24 protein-coding genes are annotated in these 20,382 nt (G+C 69.9%); 14 read left to right on the top strand and 10 right to left on the bottom strand.

Annotated elements, in window-relative coordinates; all coding sequences use genetic code 11:
* Nucleotides 1-30: 30 nt before the first annotated feature.
* On the top strand, nucleotides 31-264 hold the full coding sequence (locus ACIP5W_RS22220) for a hypothetical protein (RefSeq protein ID WP_401476136.1): 234 nt from the start codon (nucleotides 31-33) through the stop codon (nucleotides 262-264).
* Nucleotides 265-482: 218 nt separating this feature from the next.
* Here ACIP5W_RS22220 and ACIP5W_RS22215 read toward each other — a convergent pair whose 3' ends face one another.
* Complete coding sequence (locus ACIP5W_RS22215) at nucleotides 483-776, bottom strand: hypothetical protein (protein WP_401476133.1); 294 nt, start codon at nucleotides 774-776, stop codon at nucleotides 483-485.
* A 365-nt stretch (nucleotides 777-1,141) separates the two neighbouring features.
* Between ACIP5W_RS22215 and ACIP5W_RS22210 the strand changes: the two genes are divergently transcribed.
* The 5 genes from ACIP5W_RS22210 (at nucleotide 1,142) to ACIP5W_RS22190 (ending at nucleotide 7,745) form a co-directional block, all read left to right on the top strand.
* Nucleotides 1,142-5,341: a ricin-type beta-trefoil lectin domain protein gene (locus ACIP5W_RS22210; RefSeq protein ID WP_401476130.1), complete on the top strand. Its 4,200-nt coding sequence runs from the start codon at nucleotides 1,142-1,144 to the stop codon at nucleotides 5,339-5,341.
* Nucleotides 5,342-5,453: 112 nt separating this feature from the next.
* Nucleotides 5,454-5,801 carry a hypothetical protein gene (locus ACIP5W_RS22205; protein WP_401476127.1) on the top strand — a complete coding sequence of 116 codons (348 nt, stop codon included), beginning with the start codon at nucleotides 5,454-5,456 and terminating at the stop codon, nucleotides 5,799-5,801.
* Nucleotides 5,802-5,848: 47 nt separating this feature from the next.
* Nucleotides 5,849-6,478, top strand: a complete 630-nt coding sequence (locus tag ACIP5W_RS22200) for a hypothetical protein (protein WP_401476124.1) — start codon at nucleotides 5,849-5,851, stop codon at nucleotides 6,476-6,478.
* A gap of 308 nt (nucleotides 6,479-6,786) precedes the next feature.
* Complete coding sequence (locus tag ACIP5W_RS22195) at nucleotides 6,787-7,134, top strand: hypothetical protein (protein ID WP_401476121.1); 348 nt, start codon at nucleotides 6,787-6,789, stop codon at nucleotides 7,132-7,134.
* A 176-nt stretch (nucleotides 7,135-7,310) separates the two neighbouring features.
* Complete coding sequence (locus ACIP5W_RS22190) at nucleotides 7,311-7,745, top strand: methyltransferase domain-containing protein (protein WP_401476119.1); 435 nt, start codon at nucleotides 7,311-7,313, stop codon at nucleotides 7,743-7,745.
* A gap of 178 nt (nucleotides 7,746-7,923) precedes the next feature.
* On the opposite strand, the gene ACIP5W_RS22185 is transcribed toward ACIP5W_RS22190, so the two are convergent.
* From ACIP5W_RS22185 to ACIP5W_RS22175, 3 genes are read right to left on the bottom strand one after another with little or no spacing between them, the layout of a single operon-like run.
* Nucleotides 7,924-8,115, bottom strand: a complete 192-nt coding sequence (locus ACIP5W_RS22185) for a DUF397 domain-containing protein (RefSeq protein WP_401476116.1) — start codon at nucleotides 8,113-8,115, stop codon at nucleotides 7,924-7,926.
* A gap of 57 nt (nucleotides 8,116-8,172) precedes the next feature.
* Nucleotides 8,173-8,379, bottom strand: coding sequence for a DUF397 domain-containing protein (locus ACIP5W_RS22180; RefSeq protein ID WP_401476114.1), 207 nt, complete (start codon nucleotides 8,377-8,379; stop codon nucleotides 8,173-8,175).
* Nucleotides 8,376-9,227 (bottom strand): helix-turn-helix domain-containing protein, encoded by an 852-nt coding sequence (locus tag ACIP5W_RS22175; RefSeq protein ID WP_401476111.1) that lies wholly within the window; start codon nucleotides 9,225-9,227, stop codon nucleotides 8,376-8,378. The genes ACIP5W_RS22180 and ACIP5W_RS22175 overlap by 4 nt, the downstream gene beginning before the upstream one ends.
* A gap of 193 nt (nucleotides 9,228-9,420) precedes the next feature.
* Here ACIP5W_RS22175 and ACIP5W_RS22170 point away from each other — a divergent pair, with 193 nt between their 5' ends.
* Both ACIP5W_RS22170 and ACIP5W_RS22165 read left to right on the top strand, forming a co-directional pair.
* On the top strand, nucleotides 9,421-9,834 hold the full coding sequence (locus tag ACIP5W_RS22170; protein WP_401476108.1) for an ATP-binding protein: 414 nt from the start codon (nucleotides 9,421-9,423) through the stop codon (nucleotides 9,832-9,834).
* A gap of 33 nt (nucleotides 9,835-9,867) precedes the next feature.
* A complete protein-coding gene (locus ACIP5W_RS22165; protein WP_401476105.1) occupies nucleotides 9,868-10,764 on the top strand; it encodes a hypothetical protein in 897 nt (298 codons plus the stop codon).
* 178 nt (nucleotides 10,765-10,942) lie between these two features.
* Here ACIP5W_RS22165 and ACIP5W_RS22160 read toward each other — a convergent pair whose 3' ends face one another.
* Both ACIP5W_RS22160 and ACIP5W_RS22155 read right to left on the bottom strand, forming a co-directional pair.
* The gene (locus ACIP5W_RS22160; RefSeq protein WP_401476102.1) at nucleotides 10,943-11,308 is read right to left on the bottom strand and encodes a hypothetical protein; all 366 of its coding nucleotides are present in this window, start codon (nucleotides 11,306-11,308) and stop codon (nucleotides 10,943-10,945) included.
* Nucleotides 11,309-11,335: 27 nt separating this feature from the next.
* Entirely contained in the window at nucleotides 11,336-13,015 is a 1,680-nt protein-coding gene (locus ACIP5W_RS22155; protein WP_401476099.1) for a sodium:solute symporter family protein, read from the bottom strand.
* A gap of 180 nt (nucleotides 13,016-13,195) precedes the next feature.
* Here ACIP5W_RS22155 and galT point away from each other — a divergent pair, with 180 nt between their 5' ends.
* The 3 genes from galT to galK are packed head-to-tail and all read left to right on the top strand — an operon-like array spanning nucleotide 13,196 to nucleotide 16,380.
* Nucleotides 13,196-14,254, top strand: coding sequence for a galactose-1-phosphate uridylyltransferase (gene galT / locus ACIP5W_RS22150; protein WP_401476096.1), 1,059 nt, complete (start codon nucleotides 13,196-13,198; stop codon nucleotides 14,252-14,254).
* Nucleotides 14,254-15,222, top strand: a complete 969-nt coding sequence (gene galE, locus ACIP5W_RS22145) for a UDP-glucose 4-epimerase GalE (RefSeq protein ID WP_401476093.1) — start codon at nucleotides 14,254-14,256, stop codon at nucleotides 15,220-15,222. The genes galT and galE overlap by 1 nt, the downstream gene beginning before the upstream one ends.
* Nucleotides 15,223-16,380 (top strand): galactokinase, encoded by a 1,158-nt coding sequence (galK, locus tag ACIP5W_RS22140; protein ID WP_401476090.1) that lies wholly within the window; start codon nucleotides 15,223-15,225, stop codon nucleotides 16,378-16,380.
* 135 nt (nucleotides 16,381-16,515) lie between these two features.
* Here galK and ACIP5W_RS22135 read toward each other — a convergent pair whose 3' ends face one another.
* Nucleotides 16,516-16,971: a GNAT family N-acetyltransferase gene (locus ACIP5W_RS22135; RefSeq protein WP_401476087.1), complete on the bottom strand. Its 456-nt coding sequence runs from the start codon at nucleotides 16,969-16,971 to the stop codon at nucleotides 16,516-16,518.
* 262 nt (nucleotides 16,972-17,233) lie between these two features.
* On the opposite strand from ACIP5W_RS22135, the gene ACIP5W_RS22130 reads away from it, so the two are divergent.
* A complete protein-coding gene (locus tag ACIP5W_RS22130; RefSeq protein ID WP_401476084.1) occupies nucleotides 17,234-18,022 on the top strand; it encodes a LuxR C-terminal-related transcriptional regulator in 789 nt (262 codons plus the stop codon).
* Here ACIP5W_RS22130 and tamR read toward each other — a convergent pair.
* Nucleotides 17,981-18,478 (bottom strand): MarR family transcriptional regulator TamR, encoded by a 498-nt coding sequence (gene tamR, locus ACIP5W_RS22125; RefSeq protein ID WP_356568718.1) that lies wholly within the window; start codon nucleotides 18,476-18,478, stop codon nucleotides 17,981-17,983. The genes ACIP5W_RS22130 and tamR overlap by 42 nt on opposite strands.
* 176 nt (nucleotides 18,479-18,654) lie before the next feature.
* On the opposite strand from tamR, the gene ACIP5W_RS22120 reads away from it, so the two are divergent.
* Entirely contained in the window at nucleotides 18,655-19,449 is a 795-nt protein-coding gene (locus ACIP5W_RS22120) for a trans-aconitate 2-methyltransferase (RefSeq protein WP_401476081.1), read from the top strand.
* Nucleotide 19,450: 1 nt separating this feature from the next.
* Here ACIP5W_RS22120 and ACIP5W_RS22115 read toward each other — a convergent pair whose 3' ends face one another.
* Entirely contained in the window at nucleotides 19,451-19,702 is a 252-nt protein-coding gene (locus tag ACIP5W_RS22115) for a type II toxin-antitoxin system RelE/ParE family toxin (RefSeq protein ID WP_401476078.1), read from the bottom strand.
* Complete coding sequence (locus ACIP5W_RS22110; RefSeq protein ID WP_401476075.1) at nucleotides 19,699-19,953, bottom strand: type II toxin-antitoxin system Phd/YefM family antitoxin; 255 nt, start codon at nucleotides 19,951-19,953, stop codon at nucleotides 19,699-19,701. The genes ACIP5W_RS22115 and ACIP5W_RS22110 overlap by 4 nt, the downstream gene beginning before the upstream one ends.
* Before the next feature lie 110 nt (nucleotides 19,954-20,063).
* Here ACIP5W_RS22110 and ACIP5W_RS22105 point away from each other — a divergent pair, with 110 nt between their 5' ends.
* Complete coding sequence (locus ACIP5W_RS22105; RefSeq protein WP_366057331.1) at nucleotides 20,064-20,237, top strand: CsbD family protein; 174 nt, start codon at nucleotides 20,064-20,066, stop codon at nucleotides 20,235-20,237.
* Nucleotides 20,238-20,382 lie beyond the last annotated feature (145 nt).

Raw genomic sequence — 20,382 nt, 5'->3', positions numbered from 1 at the left:
AGGCGAGAGCCGAAAGGCGGGAGGGACTTGATGGCGGCGATCCAGTACTTCTGGCGACACCCGCTCGCGGAACAGGTACGCAAGGAAGGGCGCCTTGAGGGGGCAGTCGAGATGACCCTGAACATCCTCGAGTGGCGGGGTGTCCCCGTCTCCGACGCGGTTCGGCACCGTGTGGAGACGTGCACCGACGAGGATCTGCTCAAGCTCTGGGCGCGACGGGCCATGGACGTGAGCGACGCGGAGCAGTTGTTCACCGCAGAGTGACGTCCCCGCCCTTCAGATCCCGCCCGGCGTCGGCGCGGCGTCCGTGAGGCGTGTCCACCGCGACCGGGTTTCCTCGTGGGATCCGGTCGCCGTCGCGCCGACGACCTCCTCCGCCGCGAACGGCTCGCGGGGCGATCCGCCGCGCGTCAGCAGCGTCAGCAGTGTCAGCGGCCACGCCGGGCCGGCTTTGCTGCCCGCAGCCGCCCAACAGCTCCGGTTCACCCCAGGGAAGCCACCAGCAGCAGCACCGCCGAAGCGCTCAGCAGCACCGGGCAGATCTTGAACCAGACGACCGGCGTCCGGGCGCCGGTGAGGGCCGTCAGCACCGCGAGGACGAGCAGCGCCCCGGCGGTGACGCGGTAGGTCCAGTGCGCGACGGACGTCCCGCCGCCGACCGCGGTGACCACGACGATCAGGACCGCGAACGACCACATGGTCACGGCCTCGGCGAGCCACTCCTGGACCAGCACCCGGCGGTTGTCCGCGCTGATCTCCCCGAACCCGGCGACCACGGACCGTGTCGGGACCGCGTGCGAAATCCCCTACAGGCCGACCAGGCCCGCGGCGATGTAGGCGAGAACCTCTTCCACGCCCCCTGTCTACCCCCGCGGCACCCTCACCCCCGCTCGGACAGGCCGAGGGGGAAGGGAAACCACACCGGTTCCACACCCACGCGTACGGGACCGGACCCCGCCCCCCACGCGGACTCCGGCCCCGTACGCCTCCTCGGAAGGACCCCTCAGTCCTTCGGCTCCAGTGCCTCCGGCGGCAGCTGGGCCGGCGGGACCGACGGGCGGAGCTTCAGCCAGACACCGACGAGGACGTCAACGGCCGCGTCACCACCTACACCTACGACGCCCTCGGCCGCGCCACTCAGGTGTGGAACCCCAGCCGCGCCACCTCCAAGTCCCCGTCGGCGAAGATCACCTACGACACCACCATCGGCCGGCCGGTCTCGATCACCACCGAGTCCCTCACCGACACCGGCGACTACGGCGTCTCCACCGTCATCTACGACGGCCTCGGCCGCGAACGCCAGAAGCAGGAACCGGCGGTCGGCGGCGGACGCCTCATCACCGACACCCTGTACAGCGCCAACGGCACCATCAAGCAGACCAACAACGCCTACTACGACAAGGACGACCCCTCCACCGTCCTGTTCGAGCTGGCCTCGGACTACCAAGTCCCCAACGCCACGCTCTACGCCTACGATGGCCTGGGCCGCACCCTCACCGAGACCCCGTACCTCAACGGCACCGAGGTCCCGGCGAAGGCGACCCGCTACGAGTACGGCCTCGACAACTCCACGGTGGTCAACCCGCAGGGCGCCGCCGCCCAGCGCACCTGGTCCGACGCCATGGGCCGCACGGTCCGCGTCGACACCTTCACGGACGCGCTGCGGGCGGCGTACCGCTCGACGACGTACAAGTACGACGAGCGCGGCGACCGCGTGGAGGCCAAGGACTCCGAGGGCAACCTGTGGACCTGGAAGTACGACGCCCGGGGCCGTGAGATCGAGGCCGTCGACCCGGACGCGGGCACGACCACGACGCGCTACGACATCCTGGACCGGCCCGAGCTGGTCACGGACGAGAACGCGGCCGTCTACACCGTCTACGACAAGCTGTCCCGGGCGACCGAGCAGCGTGAGGACTCCGCCACCGGCAATCTCCTGGCGAAGACCACCTACGACACGCTGATCGGCGGCGTGGGCCTGCCGACCTCGCAGTCCCGCTACACGGACGGGCTGGCGTACACCACCGCAGTGACCGGCTACACGGCCGACTACCAGCCGACCGGCAAGAAGATCTCCATCCCCGAGTCGGTGGCGCTCTCCTACGGCCTGCAGAAGGACTACGTCTACAGCTTCGAGTACTCGGATTCCGGTCTGCTGAACGCGGTCAACCTCCCCTCGGTGGGCACACTTCCGGCCGAAAAGCTGGTGATCCGCTACAACGAGGACGGCCTGCCGGTCTCCACCTCGGGCCTGGCCTGGTACACCGCGCAGACCTCCTACTCCCCGTACGGCCAGGTCCTGCGCACGGTCAGCGGCGAGAACCCCAACCGTGTCTGGACGACGAACCTGTTCGACGAGGCGACGGGTGAGCTGACCCGGAGCATCGTCGACCGCGAGTCGACCAGCGACACCACGGCCGTCACCGGCCACCGCGTCAACTCCCGCACCTACGCCTACGACCCGGCCGGCAACGTCACGTCGATCGCGGACACCGCGAACTCGACGACCGACCGCCAGTGCTTCACCTACGACGCGCTGGGCCAGCTGAGCGAGGCGTGGACGGCTCCCACGTCCTGCACGGCGACGGGCAAGACCACGGCGGCGCCGAAGTACTCGGACGGCACGACCAACGTCACGGCGGCGAACAGCGGTTACTGGCAGTCGTACACGTACGACGCGATGGGCAACCGCAAGAAGCTCGTCGAGCACGACCCCGGTCTGGACACCACCAAGGACGCCACGACCGACTACGTCTACGGCAAGGCGGACGGCACCCAGCCGCACACGCTGACCGGCATGTCCTCCACCTACAAGGCGGACTCCGGCGCCCGGGTCACCAAGGCGACGGCGCTGACGTACGACGACGCGGGCAACACGCTGACCCGCACGTACGACGGCTCCGAGCAGGCACTTTCCTGGACCTGGGACGGCCAGGTCGAGAAGGTGACCGGCTTCGGCGAGAACGGCGCGGGCGCGTGGAAGGGCCTGGTGAACAAGTGCCTGGACCTGTCCAACAGCTCGACCACGGCGGGTACGGCCCTCCAGCTCTACACCTGCAACGGCACCAAGGCGCAGAAGCTGCGCATCGACTCGGCTTCCTCGGCGGACCCGTCGACGGGCGCCCTGAAGATCCTCGGCAAGTGCGTCGTCCCGTCCGGCGGCGGCACGGCCAACAACACACCGGTCGTCATCGCGGACTGCACGGGCGCGGCTGCCCAGCAGTGGACGGCGACCTCGACGGGCACCCTGAAGCACGTCGCCTCGGGCAGGTGCCTCGACGTCCCGAGCTCCAACTCGGCCGACGGCACGGACCTCCAGCTGTACACGTGCGACGGGTCGGCGAAGCAGTCGTGGGTGCCGGACAAGGAGACGAAGTACGTCTACGGCGGTGACGGATCGCGCCTGATGGCGATCTCGGCCACCGAGCGCACCCTGTACCTCGGCGAGTCGACGATCTCCGTCAACGCGGCCGGCGGTCCGGCCTACACCGAGCGCTACTACTCCCAGCCGGGCGCACCGGCGGTCATGCGGCACGCACAGGGCGCGGGCACCGCGGAGTTGTCGGTGCAGGTGGCCGACCAGAACGGCACGGCGTACGTGAACGTGGCGCTGGCGTCCGGCAACAAGGTCAAGTTCTCCAAGACCGACCCGTTCGGCGTGAAGCGTTCGGAGTCGACCAGTTGGCGTTCGCACCAGGGCTACATCGGTGGCGACGAGGACGCGAGCGGTGGCCTCGTCCACCTGGGCGTACGGGAGTACGACCCGAACACGGGCCGCTTCCTCTCCCCGGACCCGGTGCTGGACCTGGCGGACCCGGTCCAGATGAACGGGTACGTCTACTGCGAGAACAACCCGGTCACCTTCGCCGATCCGACGGGCCTGATGTCGGCAGCCGCCGGCGGCGGAGGAGGGGGCGGGGGCGGAGCCCCGTCGTCGTCTTCCGAGGCGTGGGCGAAGAAGCAGCTGAACACGTCGGTGTCGGACGTGATCCTTTCGATCGGCTGGGCCGCCCTGAAGGAGTTCGTCGGCTGGGACAGCGTGGTGGGCTGCTTCTCCCGGGGCGACGCCTGGTCCTGCGGCGAGCTGTTCCTCAACGCCATCCCGTGGACGAAGGCCTACAAGATCGCGGGAGTTCTCAAAGCGGCGTATCGAATCGCCAGCGCTATCAACGCTTTGATGAAGGCCAAGGAAAAGGCCCGCAAGATCATCGAACTGGCCCGCAAGGCGCGTGAGCTGGCCCGCAAGGCGGCCGAAGCGAAGAAGAAGGCGGCCGCCCTGGCGGCACAGCTGAAGAAGAAGGCCAAGGAAGCGGCCACCCGGCAGGCCAAGAAGGCCGCGCAGAAGACCGGCAATGCCGTCCAGAAGGCGCGGAAGACGGCGGCGAAGAAGTCGGAGCCGAAGCCACGGCAGGCGAAGGCGAGGGAAGAGTCGTCAGGCGGTGGCGGAAGCTGTTCCAAGAAGGAGGCCAACAGCTTCGTCCCGGGCACGCCGGTCCTCATGGCCGACGGCACCACCAAGCCGATCGAGCAGGTCAAGAACGGCGACAAGGTCCTGGCGACCGACCCGGAGACCGGCGAGACCGCCGTCGAGACGGTCACGGCCGAGATCGTCGGCGAGGGCGTGAAGCGCCTGGTCAAGGTGACCGTCGTAAGTGGTGACGGGGCGACGACCGCCGAGGTGACCGCCACCGAGGGACACCCGTTCTGGGTCCCTGAACTGGGCGAGTGGGTCGACGCCACGGACCTGAAGGCCGGCGAGTGGCTGCGCACCGGCGCCGGCACGTACGTCCAGATCACTGCGGTCGAGCGATGGACCACACAGCGGGCCACGGTCCACAACCTCACCGTCAGTGACCTGCACACGTACTATGTGGCGGAGTCCACGCCGCTCCTTGTCCACAACTGCGGCAATGCGACACAGGTCGACTACGACAGCGGCGGCCTTGCTACAGACGCGTTCGAGGCGCGTGTGGACGCCGGGTTCTGGGGAGCGGACCACAACGTCGCTGCCGCGACGGTCAGAAGCACCGACGGAAGTACGCGAGTAGTGCGCGGATTCAGCAGCGGCAGTCGGCACGCTGAGGAGCACATCATCAGTCAGCTCGGCAAGGACGACGTGGTCGAGGCCCTGTACACGGAACGCTCGCCCTGTCCCGGTCGATGTGCTCCCGCCCTGGCAGGCGACTCCCGCACCGCGAATGCGTCCATCACCTATTCGATGCCATACGCTGATCCGTCGACTCCGGACGGAAAATTCATGAACAAAGTCTGGACGGAGACGCTCGGTGGCTGGATCAACCAAGCCCGCGGACGGCGGGGACTCCCGGCGATGAGGTTCTGACGAGATACGAGAGAATGCGGAGCAAGGAATGGCTGGCACTGAAGACTTCGATGGAGCTCTCCTTAGGTGTTCACCGGCGACGGAGCTGCGTCTGGTGCGTATCGCACTTAGCGTGACTGACGACCTGCGGCAGGCAGGAATCTCCGCGGTCTTCGCTGGCAGCTCTTTCGACGGACTCAGCAGGGGCATTGCTGGAGCCGTTGTCTTCCATGCGCCGTACTGCGATGAGTCGGCAGGTGTCTACGTCAAGTGGACGCCCAGCCAAGAACTGATGCGACAGGTCATTCGACCGGAGGGCCCGGACCCCCGGGCCCTCGCACTGGGGTCTGCTACACAGGAAGCCATGAACACAGCGCTTCTCGGTATTCTACGTGCCGCGGGATGGGAGGCTTCGCACTATTCCAACTCTGTCACCGGAGAGAGCTACCTCAAGGTCTTGAAGACTTTCTCTGCCGGCTAGTTCCTTCCCAGTGAAATGAGAGAGCGTTGGGTGTCACACAAGGCCTCGTGGCGGCAGCATTGATCGTCGGCCTGCTGACTGGTTGCAGCGTGGCGGGCGACGGCGGTGGCAGCAGTACCGACAGTCTGCTGAAGCCCACCGCCCAGCCGGGTGCGACGATGCGTGCGGGCGGGCTGGGCAGTGCGGCGTTGGCGGCCCGGGACGCGGACGGCTTCACGGTGTCCACATCGGCGGGCCGCCCCAAGGTGCGGGTGACAGAGAACGCCTGCGCCCCGCTCGGCTACGCCCTGTCCGGCACACCCGTCGGCAAACCGGTGTCCACGGTCGTGCGGGAGGCGTCCGGCGAGCGCGCCACCGTCACCGTGGTCCTCGCCGAGTACGCCTCGGACGAGGCCCGGGCGGCGATGGACGCCATAGGCACGGCCCTCGACGCGTGCACGGCCGGCTTCACGGCGACGGTCGACGGCGTGGAACACGAGCTCGGCAAGGTAGCCCCGGAACTCGCCCCCGAGGGCACGGACCAGGCGATGGGCCTGGGCGCCACGGTGGAGCGGGGCGGAAGGAAGACTCCGGCCAAGGCCGTGATCCTCCGCTCCGGCAACACGGTGGCGTACCTCAGCGGCACGCCGTCGATCCCGGCCGCACTCCTGGACGCCCAGCTGGTCAAGCTGTCGTGAGCGATGACGGCTGAACACGGACGCGGCTGACGGCCGTGACTCGTGCCACCACCCTCGCGTCTTCCGCGCCCGCCTCCGTCCCCGTGCTCACCGCCTGCGGCGGCGGAACCGACGGTGCCGATGCCGCCACCGGGCGCCCTCGTCCACAGGCACCGTGGAACGGGGCTGCCGAGGGCCTCGGCCGAGGGAGAGGCCGCCGCGAGTAACTCCTTCGAGGGGCCGTCTGTGCGTGCTCCTCGGCGGAGCCGACAGCCGGGCCATGGCCATACGTACGGCGCGAGATGGAGCACGAAGGAGGATCCCCGGTTATGACGGCCCATGCCGCAGAACCCGTACCGGCCGTCCCGCCCATGCCCGAGCGGACTCCGAAGGCGTTGCGCGAGGCCATCGCCCAGCACGCACCACAGCTGCTCGCCGACTTCGACGAGCACGGGAAGTGGGCCGTCGCGGACGCGTACGACATCAGCACCGTGCCCGCGTTCATGGCCAGGTGGTGGGGCGAGTACGCGATCGCCCGTGACGCGAGGCTCGATGCCCTGGTGACGGACCTCGAACACCGGGCGGCCGATTCCACCGACCTCGCCGAGGCCAAGACGCTCCTCGAAAAGGTCTCCCACCTCCGCCACGAGGCGCAAAGGCTGGAGCCCGGTCGGTGACCGATCCAGGGTTCATGGGCCCGCCCTGGCAGATGGACTGGACCCTCAAGGCCCAGACGGCCCGCGATGCGGTCCCGATGTCGTGGCCGACGCGCGAATGCAGTAGGTGAGCCGCGCTCGGTCAGTGCGCCCTGCCGCGAGTGCGCGCAAACCTCTCGGCGCTTATCGTTTCGTCCATGCCGGTACGCCTGTCGCCGCGTCTCGCCGCGATCGTGAACGCGCTTCCACTCCAGCCGCACTCCCGCGTCCTCGAAATCGGGTGCGGGCCCGGGGCAGCCGCACGAGCAGTCGCAGGCCGGCTCACCACCGGACACATCCTGGCCATCGACAGATCCGCCGCCGCCATCACCCGGGCGAGGACCGCCGCGGTGGAGGAGATCAGGTCGGGCCGCATGAGTGTCCGCCAGGTGTCGGCCGAGGACTTCGTCCTGCAACCGGACGAGGAGCCCTACGACATCGTGTTCGCCGTCCGCGTCGGTGCCCTCGACGGGCGACACCCCGAGGCCGGTCGGCACGTGCTGAAGCAGGTCGCCATGGCAGCCACGGCGAACGCCCGGCTCTTCATCGACGGTGGCGACCCACTACGTGAACTGCCCATTCCGCGGCCTTGAACGATCTGAAACCACCCAGGAGATCTTCGACGCCCGGCTCGGGAGTGTACGGAGGCCGCTGCTGGACGGCGGCCGGCCGTGATCGGACGGGACGGCGGTCAGCCCGGACTTCTCATGACGGGCCGCTGCTCTTCCTCCCGAAGTCGCCCTCGCCCACCGGCGGACGCAGGGGCAGCGCTCAGCAGGTTGCGCCCGCTTGTATGCCCTTCAGCAGGTGGGCGAGGGCGGCGGGGGTGGTGGTGAGAGTGGTGACGGGGGCGTCGCTCTCGCGGAGGTGGAGAGCGGTGGGGGAGGCGGCGAGTTCGACGCAGGCGTTGCCTTCGGCGCCTCCGGAGTACGTCGACTTCTGCCAACGCAGGGTGCGGTCCATGGGGTCCCTCGCAGCTCCTTCGCCAAACGGTGGATGACGGGAAGATCGTGACCTCGGCTAGCTGCCTGCGTCAGCGCGTATGCCTTTGAGGAGGCGGGCGAGGGCGACGGGGGTGGTGGTGAGAGCGGTGGCAGGGGTGTCGCTCTCGCGGAGGTGGATCGCTCCTCCTCCGGCGGCGGCGAGTTCGACGCAGGTGTCTCCTTCGCCGCCACCGGAGAACGTGGACTTCTGCCAGTGCAGGGCGTGGTCCATGGTGTGCCTCACAGCTCCTTTGACAGGCGGTGGATGAAGTCCCTTGACGCCACTGGGTCGAGCGACGCGTCTTCCACTCTACGAAGGAGTGTTCGGAGCTGCTGCAACTGCGCCGCGGCATCGATGAAGACGACACCGGTGGGAGCGTCCCGCAGCACGGTGTCCAACTGGGACACCTGGCCGCCCGCGTACACCATTGAGGCTCCGGCGCCGGCGAAACCGTCCTGGTCGGTGGGGATGACGCGTACCACGGCGTGCCCTTGCTCGATCTGGTCCAGGATCGACCGGAGTTGTCGGAGGGACGTCTGCCGGTCGGCCACGCGCACCCGTAGGGCGAACTCGTGGACGACCGTTTCGTACGGTGTCGGGTTGTCACCCTCGATGACCGACCGTCGCCGCATGCGGTGTTCGACCCTGGGCGCCAGCTCGCTCTCGGGTAGTTCCGGACGCATGTAGCTGAAGACCGCCCGCGAGTAGTCGGGGGTCTGGAGCAGGCCCGGAACATAGGTGATGACGACTTCGCGGAGGAACACCGCATGGTGTTCGGCCTCGGCGACATCGAGGTTCACCTGAGGCAGGACTCCTCGGTAGTCGTCCCACCAGCCTCGTGCGCGGTCGGTCGCCATCGTCACGAGGGCATCGATCAACTTCCCGTCCGTACAGGCACAGTGAGCTGCCAGCCTTCGTAGACGTTCTTCGCTGATCGCTGAACTTCCGGCTTCGATCTGGCTCATATGGGCCGAACTCGAGCCGAGGAGTGCGGCCACCTCCTTGGCCGTTCTGCCCGCTGCCTCCCGCAGTTTGCGTAGCTCGGAGCCCAGGCGAACCTGGCGGGCGGTGGGCTGGTTCCGCATGGTCATCCGAGCAACAGCCTCTCTGGGACTACTCGTTCGGGTGTCAGATTACGCGAGGGAGTTGCAAGGGTAGAAATTTATCCCCTACCTTCGGTGACGCGTTGAACACGTTGCGGAAGCGCACCGCCCCGTCCTGCTGTGACGGCCGCGGCACTGCCACCGCACCCTCACCCGCCCTCCTCCCACCCGGAGTTGACGCATGCCCGAAAGCACCCCCGACACGTGGGAGTACTCCCTCTACGTCCCCAGCGACGTCAGGGCCGTCCCGGTCTGCCGCCGCACCCTGCGCCTGATCCTGACCGTGCACGGGCTGATCGGCATGGTGGACACCGCGGAGCTGATCGCCTCGGAGCTGGTGTCCAACGCCGTACTCCACACGAAGGGCCCGGCAGCGCTCCGTATCCGCTGGGCGGACGGCGTGCTGCGGGTGGGCGTGTGGGACGCCGACCCGGAGCCGCCCGACCCGCCGCGTGAGGTGGCGGACCTGGCGGACGCGGAGAACGGCAGGGGGACGGCGTTGGTGCGGGCCTGTGCGCAGGTGTGGGGCTGGCATCCGCTGTCCCGCTTCGGTCACCGGGGGAAGTTCGTGTGGTGTGACGTGCCGGCGGCATAGCTCGTTGATCTCATCGCACAGAGAGGAGAGCCGATGGTCGGCTCGTCGCACGAGGCCATGCACCGGATCTTCCAGAAGGATCCCGCGCTGCTGACGCGTGCCCTGCAACAGGTGTTGGGCGTTCCCTTCCCCGAGCCGTACGACTTCGCCGGCATGAACGTCGACCTCACCGAGATCGAGCCCGTCGAGCGGCGGGTGGACACGCTGCTGCGGGCGGAGACCGATGAGGGGGCGTATCTGCTGGTGGTGGAGTCGCAGGGCAAGCCGGACGAGAGGAAGCGGGGCAGCTGGCCGTACTACCTGAGCTATCTGTACGAGAAGTACCGGTGTGAACCGGTGCTGATCGTGGTCACGCAGAACAGTGCCACCGCCCGGTGGGCGGCCGAGCCGATCCACCTCGGGGTGCGAGGGTGTCCGTCGTTGACGGTGCGCCCGTTCGTGCTCGGCCCGGACAACGTGCCGGTGATCGCGGACGAGCGGGAGGCCGAGCGGGACGTCCCCCTTGCGGTGCTGTCGGCGATGACGCACGGCCGGGGACGTCAGGCTCCCGCCATACTGGAATCGCTGGCAGCCGCCCTGCGGACCATCGACCGTGACAGTGCCGCGGTCTTCGTGCAGTTCGTCGACTCGTGCCTGGCGGACACCCGGGCCCGGCAGATGTGGAGGGACATGATGGCGACGATCCAGTACTTCTGGCGGCACCCGCTCGCCGAGGAGGTGCGCGGGCAAGGCCGCGAAGAGGGAGTCGAGTTGGGGCGAATCCAGGATCGCGCCGAAATGACGCTGAACATCCTGCGCTGGCGCGGCATCGATGTGCCCGACGACGTCCGCGCGCGGGTCCAGGCCTGCACCGACCTCGCCCGGCTCACCACCTGGTCCCAGCGTGCCGTTCACGCCACCACCGCCGCCGACCTCTTCACCGGCGAGTAGACCCGTCACCGTCTCTCACCACCGGTTCGCCCGGTTCGGCCGTCGGTCGTCCGGGCTCGCCGGACTGTTCCCCGGCGGAGGTGGCGGCCGGCCCCGTGGCCGTACGCACGGCCGCACACGTACGGGGCCGGCTCCCGCCACCCGCGCGGAATCCGGCCCCGTACGAGGAAAATCCCTCTCAGTCCTTCGGCTCCAGTGCCTCCGGCGGCAGCTGGGCCGGCGGGACCGACGGGCGGAGTTTCATCCAGACCAGGAAGAAGATGCCCAGGGCCAGCATGCCCAGGCCCGTCCACAGGTTGATGTTGATGCCCTGGGCCTTGTCGATCGCCGCGTCGTCGTCGGTGAGGCCGACGATCGTGACGATGATGCCGTAGAGGACGAACAGGCCGCCGATGATGCGGCGCAGGTCGAAGATGCGGGCGGCGGTCGCCGACTTCTGCTCCAGCTCGGAGACCTCGCGCTGGACCTCGGCCTCGGAGTAGCCGGCCCTGCGGAGCCGCTCCTCCGCCTCCGCCCGCTCGGACGGTTCGAATTGCTCTGACATGGTTCCTCCATCGTCCCGCGGTCGGGCTCAGAACGAGAACGGGATGTAGCAGGCGGCGGCGAGGACGATCGCGCCCCAGCCCAGCAGCGCGGGCCTGCGGTACCAGGCGTCGTCGCCCTCGGCGGCCGGCTCGGCCATGCCGGGGGAGACGGTGCCGTAGACCAGGCCCTGGAGTTCCTCGGCCGGCTTGGGGGCGGTGAACAGGGACACCGCCACCATCACCACCGCGCCCGCGACGAAGCCCGCGATGGCGGAGACGAAGTTGGCGCCCTGGTCGGTGGGGATGCCGATGACGTCCTGCTTGTAGAGGACGAAGTAGTTGACCATCGCGGCCGTGGTGCCCGCGAGCAGGCCCCAGAAGCCGGACTTCCTCGACGCCCGCTTCCAGAACATGCCGACGATGAAGACGACGAACATCGGCACGTTGAAGAAGGAGAACAGCGTCTGGAGGTAGCTCATGATGTTCGAGAACGACGAGGCGAGGAACGCCGTGCCGATCGACGCCACCACGCCGATCGCCGTGATCAGGCGGCCGAAGCGGACGTAGTAGGCGTCCTCGCGGCCCCTCACCACGTACTTCGCCCAGATGTCGCTGGTGAAGACGGTGTTGAAGGACGACACGTTCGCCGCCATGCCCGCCATGAACGCGGCCAGCAGACCGGTCACCGCGATGCCCAGCACGCCGTTGGGCAGCAGCTGTTCCATCAGGTAGGGGATCGCGTCGTTGTACTGCAGGTCGGAGTCGGCCGTGCCGATCTTCGGGACCAGGACCGCCGCCACCAGGCCGGGGATCATCACCAGGAAGACGATGAAGATCTTCGGGAACGCGGCGATCAGCGGGGTGCGCTGGGCCGCGGAGAGGTTCCTCGCGGACAGGGCGCGCTGCACCTCGGCGAAGTTCGTCGTCCAGTAGCCGAAGGAGAGCACGAAGCCGAGGCCGAGGACGATCGTCAGCCAGTTCGCGCCCAGCGGGTTGTCGCTGCCGATGCCGGTGCCGCCCCAGGCGCTGACGAAGTTGTCGCCCTTGGCCGCCGTCAGCGAGTCGGTCAGGCCGTCCCAGCCGCCGGTCTTCTTCAGGCCCAGCACCGTCAGCGGGATCAGGGCCGCCAGGATCACGAAGAACTGGAGCACCTCGTTGTAGATCGCCGACGACAGACCGCCCAGCGTGATGTACGCCAGGACGAAGAAGCCCGCGACCACGATCGCCACCCACTGCGGCCAGCCCAGCAGCGCCTCGACGACGATCGCGAGGGCGTACAGGTTGACGCCCGAGATGAGGATGGCGGCGAAGGCGAACAGGGCCGAGCTGAGCAGGTGCGCGCCCTTGTCGAAGCGCAGCAGCAGGAACTCGGGGACCGAGCGGACCTTGGAGCCGTAGTAGAAGGGCATCATCACCAGGCCGAGGAAGACCATGGCCGGGATGGCGCCGATCCAGTACCAGTGGACGGTGTACGCGCCGTACTGCGCGCTGTTGGCGGCCATGCCGAGGATCTCCGTGGCCGCCAGGTTCGCCGAGACGAAGGCGAGACCGGTGATCCAGGCGGGCAGCGAGCGGCCCGAGAGGAAGAAGTCGAGGCTGGTCTTCACCGAGCGGCGCGCGGCGAAGCCGATGCCGAGGACGACCACGAAGTAGATCGCCATGATCGTGTAGTCGAGCCAGTTGGTCGGAAGCCGTAGCTCAGCCGCGAGATACGTGGGGGTTCGCATGCACTGCTCACTTCGCTTGGTGGTCTTTGTTTGGTTGTGGTGGTGACTCTCGTGGGGGATTGTGGTTTGATGTGTTTAGTTCTGTTGGAAGCTTGTTCTGCTCGCTCCGTTCGGTAGGGAGCGAGCCTCCCTCGACGCGAAGCCCGACACGCTTCGCTCGTGTACGGATGGAGAGCCGCGGTGAAGAAGACCTCGACCCGCCTGGCCGACGGTCGTGAGCTCATCTACTACGACCTGCGGGACGACGCGGTGCGCGACGCGGTGGACCGGCGTCCGCTGGATCCCACGGTCACCACTTCGGAGGTACGCCGGGACCCGCTCCTCGGCGACTCGGTCGCGATCGCCTCGCACCGGCAGGGGCGCACCTACCACCCGCCGGCCGACGAGTGCCCCCTGTGCCCCTCGCAGGGCGACCGGCTGAGCGAGATCCCGGACTCGTCGTACGACGTCGTCGTCTTCGAGAACCGTTTCCCCTCGCTGGCCGGCGACTCCGGGCGCTGCGAGGTGGTCTGCTTCACCTCCGACCACAACGCCTCCTTCGCCGACCTCACCGAGGAGCAGGCGCGACTGGTCCTGGACGCGTGGACGGACCGGACGTCCGAGCTGTCGCATCTGCCCTCCGTGGAACAGGTGTTCTGCTTCGAGAACCGCGGCGCCGAGATCGGTGTGACGCTGGGTCACCCGCACGGGCAGATCTACGCCTACCCGTTCACCACGCCCCGCACCGCCCTGATGCTGCGCCAGGTGGCCGCCCACAAGGAGGCCACCGGCGGCGAGAACCTCTTCGACGCCGTCCTCGAGCGCGAGCTCGCCGGTGACCGGGTCGTCCTCGAGGGTGAACACTGGGTCGCCTTCGTGCCGTACGCCGCGCACTGGCCCTACGAGGTGCACCTGTACCCCAAGCGGCGGGTGCCCGACCTGCTCGGCCTCGACGAGGACGCGCGCACAGAGTTCCCCCAGGTCTACCTGGAACTCTTGAGGCGCTTCGACCGGATCTTCGGGGAGGACCAGCCCCTCACGCCTTACATCTCGGCCTGGCACCAGGCCCCGTTCGGCGCGCTGGAGGAGTTCGAGGGCGTCAACCGCGACGACTTCGCGCTGCACCTCGAGCTTTTCACCATCCGCCGTACGTCCGGCAAGCTGAAGTTCCTCGCGGGTTCCGAGTCCGGCATGAACGTGTTCATCAACGACGTGCCGCCGGAGCACGCGGCGAAGCGACTGCGAGAGGTAGCGAGTTGATGAGCGGCAAGTACTTGGTCACGGGCGGCGCGGGATACGTCGGCAGCGTGGTCGCCCAGCACCTGCTGGAAGCCGGACACGAGGTCGTCGTCCTCGACAACCTGTCCACCGGCTTCCGCGAGGGCGTCCCCGCGGGCGCCGCCTTCGTCGAGGGCGACATCCGCGACGCCGGGAAGTGGCTCGACGCCTCCTTCGACGCAGTCCTCCACTTCGCCGCGTTCTCACAGGTCGGCGAGTCCGTCGTGAAGCCCGAGAAGTACTGGGAGAACAACGTCGGCGGCACCATGGCCCTGCTCGGCGCCATGCGCGAGGCGGGCGTGCGCAAGCTCGTCTTCTCCTCCACCGCCGCGACCTACGGCGAGCCCGTCAGCACCCCCATCACCGAGACCGACCCGACCGCGCCGACCTCCCCGTACGGCGCGTCCAAGCTCGCCGTCGACCACATGATCACCGGCGAGGCCGCCGCCCACGGGCTGGGCGCGGTGTCGCTGCGCTACTTCAACGTGGCCGGCGCCTACGGCGCGCAGGGCGAGCGGCACGACCCCGAGTCGCACCTCATCCCGCTCGTCCTCCAGGTCGCGCAGGGCCGCCGCGAGGCGATCTCCGTCTTCGGCGACAACTACCCGACCCCGGACGGCACCTGCATCCGCGACTACATCCACGTCGCCGACCTGGCCGAGGCCCACCTCCTCGCCGTCGAGGCCGCCACCCCCGGCGAGCACCTCATCTGCAACCTCGGCAACGGCAACGGCTTCTCCGTCCGCGAGGTCGTCGAGACCGTCCGCCAGGTCACCGGCCACCCGATCCCCGAGGTCATGGCCCCGCGCCGGGGCGGCGACCCCGCCGTCCTGGTCGCCTCCGCCGCCACCGCCCGCGAGCGGCTCGGCTGGAACCCGTCCCGCGCGGACCTCGCGGGTATCGTCGCCGACGCGTGGGAGTTCACGCAGAAGATCGCAAAGGAGCGGTAAGTGGGGGCAGAGCAGCAGGTCAGCGCCGGCTTCGCCGAGCTGTACGGGACCGCGCCCGAGGGCGTGTGGGCGGCCCCCGGCCGCGTCAACCTCATCGGTGAGCACACCGACTACAACGACGGCTTCGTGATGCCCTTCGCGCTGCCGCACACCGCGATCGCCGCGGTCTCCCGCCGCACGGACGGCCGTCTGCGCCTGCACTCGGCGGACGTCGAGGGCGGCGTCGCCGAACTGCGCCTCGACGACCTCGTGCCCGAGTCGGACCGCTCCTGGACGGCGTACCCCGCCGGCGTGGTGTGGGCGCTGTGCGAGGCCGGGCACCCGGTCACCGGCGCCGACATCCACCTCACCTCGACGGTCCCGTCGGGCGCGGGCCTGTCCTCCTCGGCGGCCCTGGAGGTCGTCGTCGCCCTGGCCCTGAACGACCTGTTCGAGCTGGGCCTGCCCGGCTGGCAGCTCGCCCGCCTGTGCCAGCGCGCCGAGAACGTCTACGTCGGCGCCCCCACCGGGATCATGGACCAGACCGCGTCCGCCTGTTGCGAGGCCGGCCACGCCCTGTTCCTCGACACCCGCGACCTGTCGCAGAAGCAGATCCCCTTCGACCTCGCCGCCGAGGGCATGCGCCTGCTCGTCGTCGACACCCAGGTCAAGCACGCCCACAGCGACGGCGAGTACGGCAAGCGCCGGGCCGGCTGCGAGAAGGGCGCCGCCCTGCTGGGCGTCGACGCCCTGCGCGACATCCCCTACGCCGAGCTGGACGCGGCGCTGGAGCGGCTCGGGGACGAGGAGGAGGTCCGCCGGCTCGTCCGGCACGTCGTGACCGAGGACCAGCGGGTGGAACGCGTGGTGTCGCTGCTGGAGTCCGGCGACACCCGCGCGATCGGCCCGCTCCTGGTCGAGGGCCACGCCTCGCTGCGCGACGACTTCCGCATCTCCTGCCCCGAACTGGACCTCGTCGTCGACACCGCCCTCGCCGGCGGCGCCCTCGGCGCCCGCATGACCGGCGGCGGCTTCGGCGGCTCCGCGATCGTCCTCGCGGAGACGGCCGACGTCGACACCATCGGCAAGGCGGTCGAGGAGGCCTTCGCGGCGGCGGGCTTCACGGCCCCGAGGATCTTCGAGGCCGTCCCCTCGGCGGGCGCCCGCCGCCTGGTCTGAACCCCGGCGGTCCCGAGCGGCCCGCGCCCACCGAGGGCGCGGGCCGCTCGTTCTTCGTGACGGCGGGCGACGACCGCGCCGGTCGCGGTGGACGGGCAGGCCGCATCCCGTTTCCGGCCGCCCCACTCCGAACGCTCACCCCAGCCGCTTCGTCAGGGTGTACTCCGTGATGCCCGGCGGATAGTCCTCGATCACGCAGACCACCTCGTAGCCCCGGCGGCGGTAGAAGCGGGGGGCCTGGAAGTCCCAGGTCTCCACGCGGGAGCGCAGGCAGCCGCGGTCGTCGCGGGCCAGGCGCTCCGCCTCCGCGAGCAGGCCGGTGCCCAGGCCGGTGCCGCGGTGGCGTTCGTCGACCCAGAGGTAGGTGACGTGCAGCCAGGTCGTCCAGGTGTGGCCGACCAGGCCGCCGGCCAGCGCACCGGTGTCGTCCGACGCCCACACGTGCAGCGGCGCCTCGCGCTCGGCGGGGGTGCCGCGCAGCGCACGCAGGACCGGAGAGGCCGCCGTATTGGCCTCACGCAGCCGGGAACGGAGCAGATCGCGTCGGGATCTGTCGACTTCTGCCTCAAGACGGAACATGCGGCACACCATAAACGCGCAGGACGGCCAGTTCCGCGATTCCCCTTCCGCTCTCCCCGCACGGCCCTACTCTGTTCGACAGCACCGGTGGGGGCCGGTGCTGATCAGGGGGCGAGACAGCCGGGTACGACGCCCGCGGTGGGGGTAGCAGTCTCTGCACGGCGGCGGCCGTGCGGTCGCACACCTCTCCCGGGCGCCGGCCCCGCGCCGGTCGTCGTTCTCCGGGCCTGGGGTATCCCCTGCTCCGTGAAGGAGCCTGGGGGAGGGGGGTTTCGTGGTTCGCATCCGAGTTCTGGTCGTCGACGACCACCGCATCTTCGCCGAGTCGCTCGCCGCCGCCCTGGCGGCCGAGCCCGACGTCGACGTCTTCGCCGCCGGCAGCGGCCCGGCCGCCCTGCGCAGCCTGGACCGCGCCGCCGCCGAGGGGCGCCGCTACGACGTCCTGCTCGTCGACGCCGACCTGGGCGGACGCCTGCCCGGCGTGCGGCCGGCCGTGCCCGTGCGGGAGGTGCGGGAGGTGGGCGAGGACGGGCTGGTCGACGGGCTCTCCCTCGTCGCCGGCGTCCGTGCCGCCCAGCCGCACGTCAGGATCGTCGTGCTCGCCGAGAAGGACGACCCGCGCCGCGCGGCCCTCGCCCTCCAGGCCGGCGCGTCCGGCTGGGTGGCGAAGGACTGCTCGCTGTCGCGGCTGCTCACCGTCGTGCGCGGGGTGCTGCGGGAGGAGACGCACCTGCCGCCCGCCCTGCTCACCGGCGTGCTCAAGGAGCTGACCGCCGCGCGCAGGCACCGTACCGAGAGCGAGCGGCTCGTGGAGTCCCTCACGCCGAGGGAGCGCGAGGTGCTGCGCTGCATGGTCGCCGGGCTGGGACGCAAGGCGGTCGCCGAGCGGCTGTTCCTGTCCCCGCACACCGTCCGCACCCACATGCAGAACGTCCTCGGCAAACTCGGCGTGCACTCCACGCTCGCCGCGGTCGCCCTCGCCCGGCGGGCAGGCGTCGGACCGGTGCAGCTGGGACAGGCCCTAACCGGGGATGTTGTCGAACGGGGCGGTCAGCTGGCGTAGCAGCGCGGCCAGCTCGGCGCGCTGGGCGTGGGACAGCTCGGCGAGGATCGCCCGCTCCTGTTCGAGCAGGCCGGCCAGCGCCTGGTCGGCGCGGTCCTTGCCGCCGTCCGTGAGCCGCACCAGCACACCGCGCCGGTCGCTGGGATCGGGCAGCCGCTCGACCAGGCCCTTCTTCGCCAGCCGGTCGATACGGTTCGTCATCGTGCCCGAGGTGACCAGGGTCTGCGTCAGCAACTGCCCCGGCGACAGCTGGTAGGGCGGCCCGGCGCGCCTGAGCGCGGTCAGCACGTCGAACTCCCAGGGCTCCAGCTGGTGCTCGGAGAACGCCAGACGGCGTGCGCGGTCCAGGTGCCGGGCCAGTCTGCTCACCCGGCTGAGTACTTCCAGCGGCTCCACGTCGAGGTCCGGGCGCTCCCGGCGCCACGCTGCGACCAGCCGATCGACCTCGTCCTCCATGACGATCAGTGTAGTGGTTGTGTCGACGTGAAGTCTCTTGACGTCGAGTCTCTTGACGTCGAGGTAAATCGGCGGGACGGTGGAACCACCGCGAACGACCCGGACCTCGCAACGACCCGGACCTCGCAACGACCCGGACCCCACAACGATCCAGACCTCACCCCGAGGAGCCGCCCATGCCCTCCCCCGCCTGGGACCCCGCCCAGTACCTGCGCCACGCCGGCCACCGCGCCCGCCCCTTCGCCGACCTCCTGGCCCGCGTCCCCGACCTGCCCGGCACCCCGCCCCGCATCGCCGACCTCGGCTGCGGCCCCGGCAACGTCACCACCCGCCTCACCGACCGCTGGCCCACCGCCCGCGTCACCGGCTACGACAACTCCGCGCGGATGCTCGCCGAGGCCCGGGCGCACGCCGGCGCACACCTCGACTTCGTCCACGCCGACCTCACCACCTGGGCGCCCACCGAGACGTACGACCTGATCGTCTCCAACGCCGCCCTGCACTGGGTCCCCGGCCACCTCGACGCCTTCCCCGCCTGGCTGGCCGGTCTCGCCCCCGGCGGCACCCTCGCCTTCCAGGTCCCCCACAACATCGACGCGCCCCTGCACGCCCTGATGCGCGACCTCGCCGACACCCCCCGCTGGAAAAGCCGCCTCCACGGGGTGCTCCGCCCCGCCGACTCCGTCCACGCCCCCGGCGTCTACCTCGACCACCTCGCCCGCCTCGGCTGCGCGGCCGACGTCTGGACGACGACCTACCAGCACGTCCTGACGGGCGAGGACCCCGTCCTCGACTGGGCCAGGGGCACCGGCCTGCGCCCCGTCCTCACCGCCCTCGCCGACGACCCCGAAGCCCGCGACGCCTTCGTCACCGAGTACCGCGACCTGCTCCGCGAGGCCTACCCGCCCCGCCCCTACGGCACGGTCCTGCCCTTCCGCCGCCTCTTCGCGGTGGCACGCATGGGGGCCTGAGCTACGGGGTCCGGCTCAGGTGGGTGACCAGAACGCGGATCACGGCGTCGTCGATGACGTACAGGACCCGGTAGTCGCCGATGCGGAGGCGACGGAGGTCGGGGGACCCGTAGGGGATCGATCCCGCCGGGCGCGGGTCGTGGGCCAGTTTGTCGATGCCGTCGAGGAGCAGGGCGAGGCCGCTCGGGTCCTCCTGCAGGAACCGGGTGGCCACGTCCAGGGCATGCGGCTCGAACTCGATCTCGTAGGTCACTTCTGCTCGAGCCCCAGCCGCCTGCGTACCTCCGCCATGGGGATGCCGGGGGGCAGCGTGCCCTCGGCCTTGCGTCGCCGGTAGTCGGACACCGCCAGGGCGTCCTCGAGATCCTCTATCACCTGCGGTGAGACGAGAAGTGCCGCCACATGCCCGTGATCGGTGAGGGCGATGGTCTCGCGGCCGTGGGCGGCACGCCGGACCAGGTCGCCGAGCTGGGCACGGGCCGCGCTGATCGCAATCTCAGTCATGCGCACATAGTGACAGAACATTACTCTTCATGCATGTGGTTTCGGATGCCTGAAGCGGGTCACCCGTAGTGACACGACAGGACCCCGTACCTCACTGGGAGTGATGGATCGTGGCAGGCGAGCAGAAGTCCAAGGCGAAGACGGAACAGGTCAAGGGCAAGGTCAAGGAAGCGGCCGGGCGGGCCGTGGGCAACGAGCGGCTCGAGGCCGAGGGACGTGCCGAACAGGCCAAGGGCGACGCCCGCCAGACCAAGGAGAAGGCGAAGGACGTCTTCAAGCACTGACCCGGATCTGCACAGAGGGGGGGGGGGGCGGGGGGGGGGGGGCCCCCCCGCGGGGGGGGGGCGGGGGGGGGGGCGGCCCGGCGGGGGGGGGGGGGGGGGGCGGCCGCGCGCCCCCCGCCCCCCCCCCCCCCGGGCCCCGCGGGGC

The organism is Streptomyces sp. NPDC088766, assembly GCF_044750845.1.
Lineage (GTDB): Bacteria > Actinomycetota > Actinomycetes > Streptomycetales > Streptomycetaceae > Streptomyces.
The sequence above is the reverse complement of the archived record's forward strand: the minus strand, read 5'-3'. Positions and strand labels throughout refer to the sequence as shown.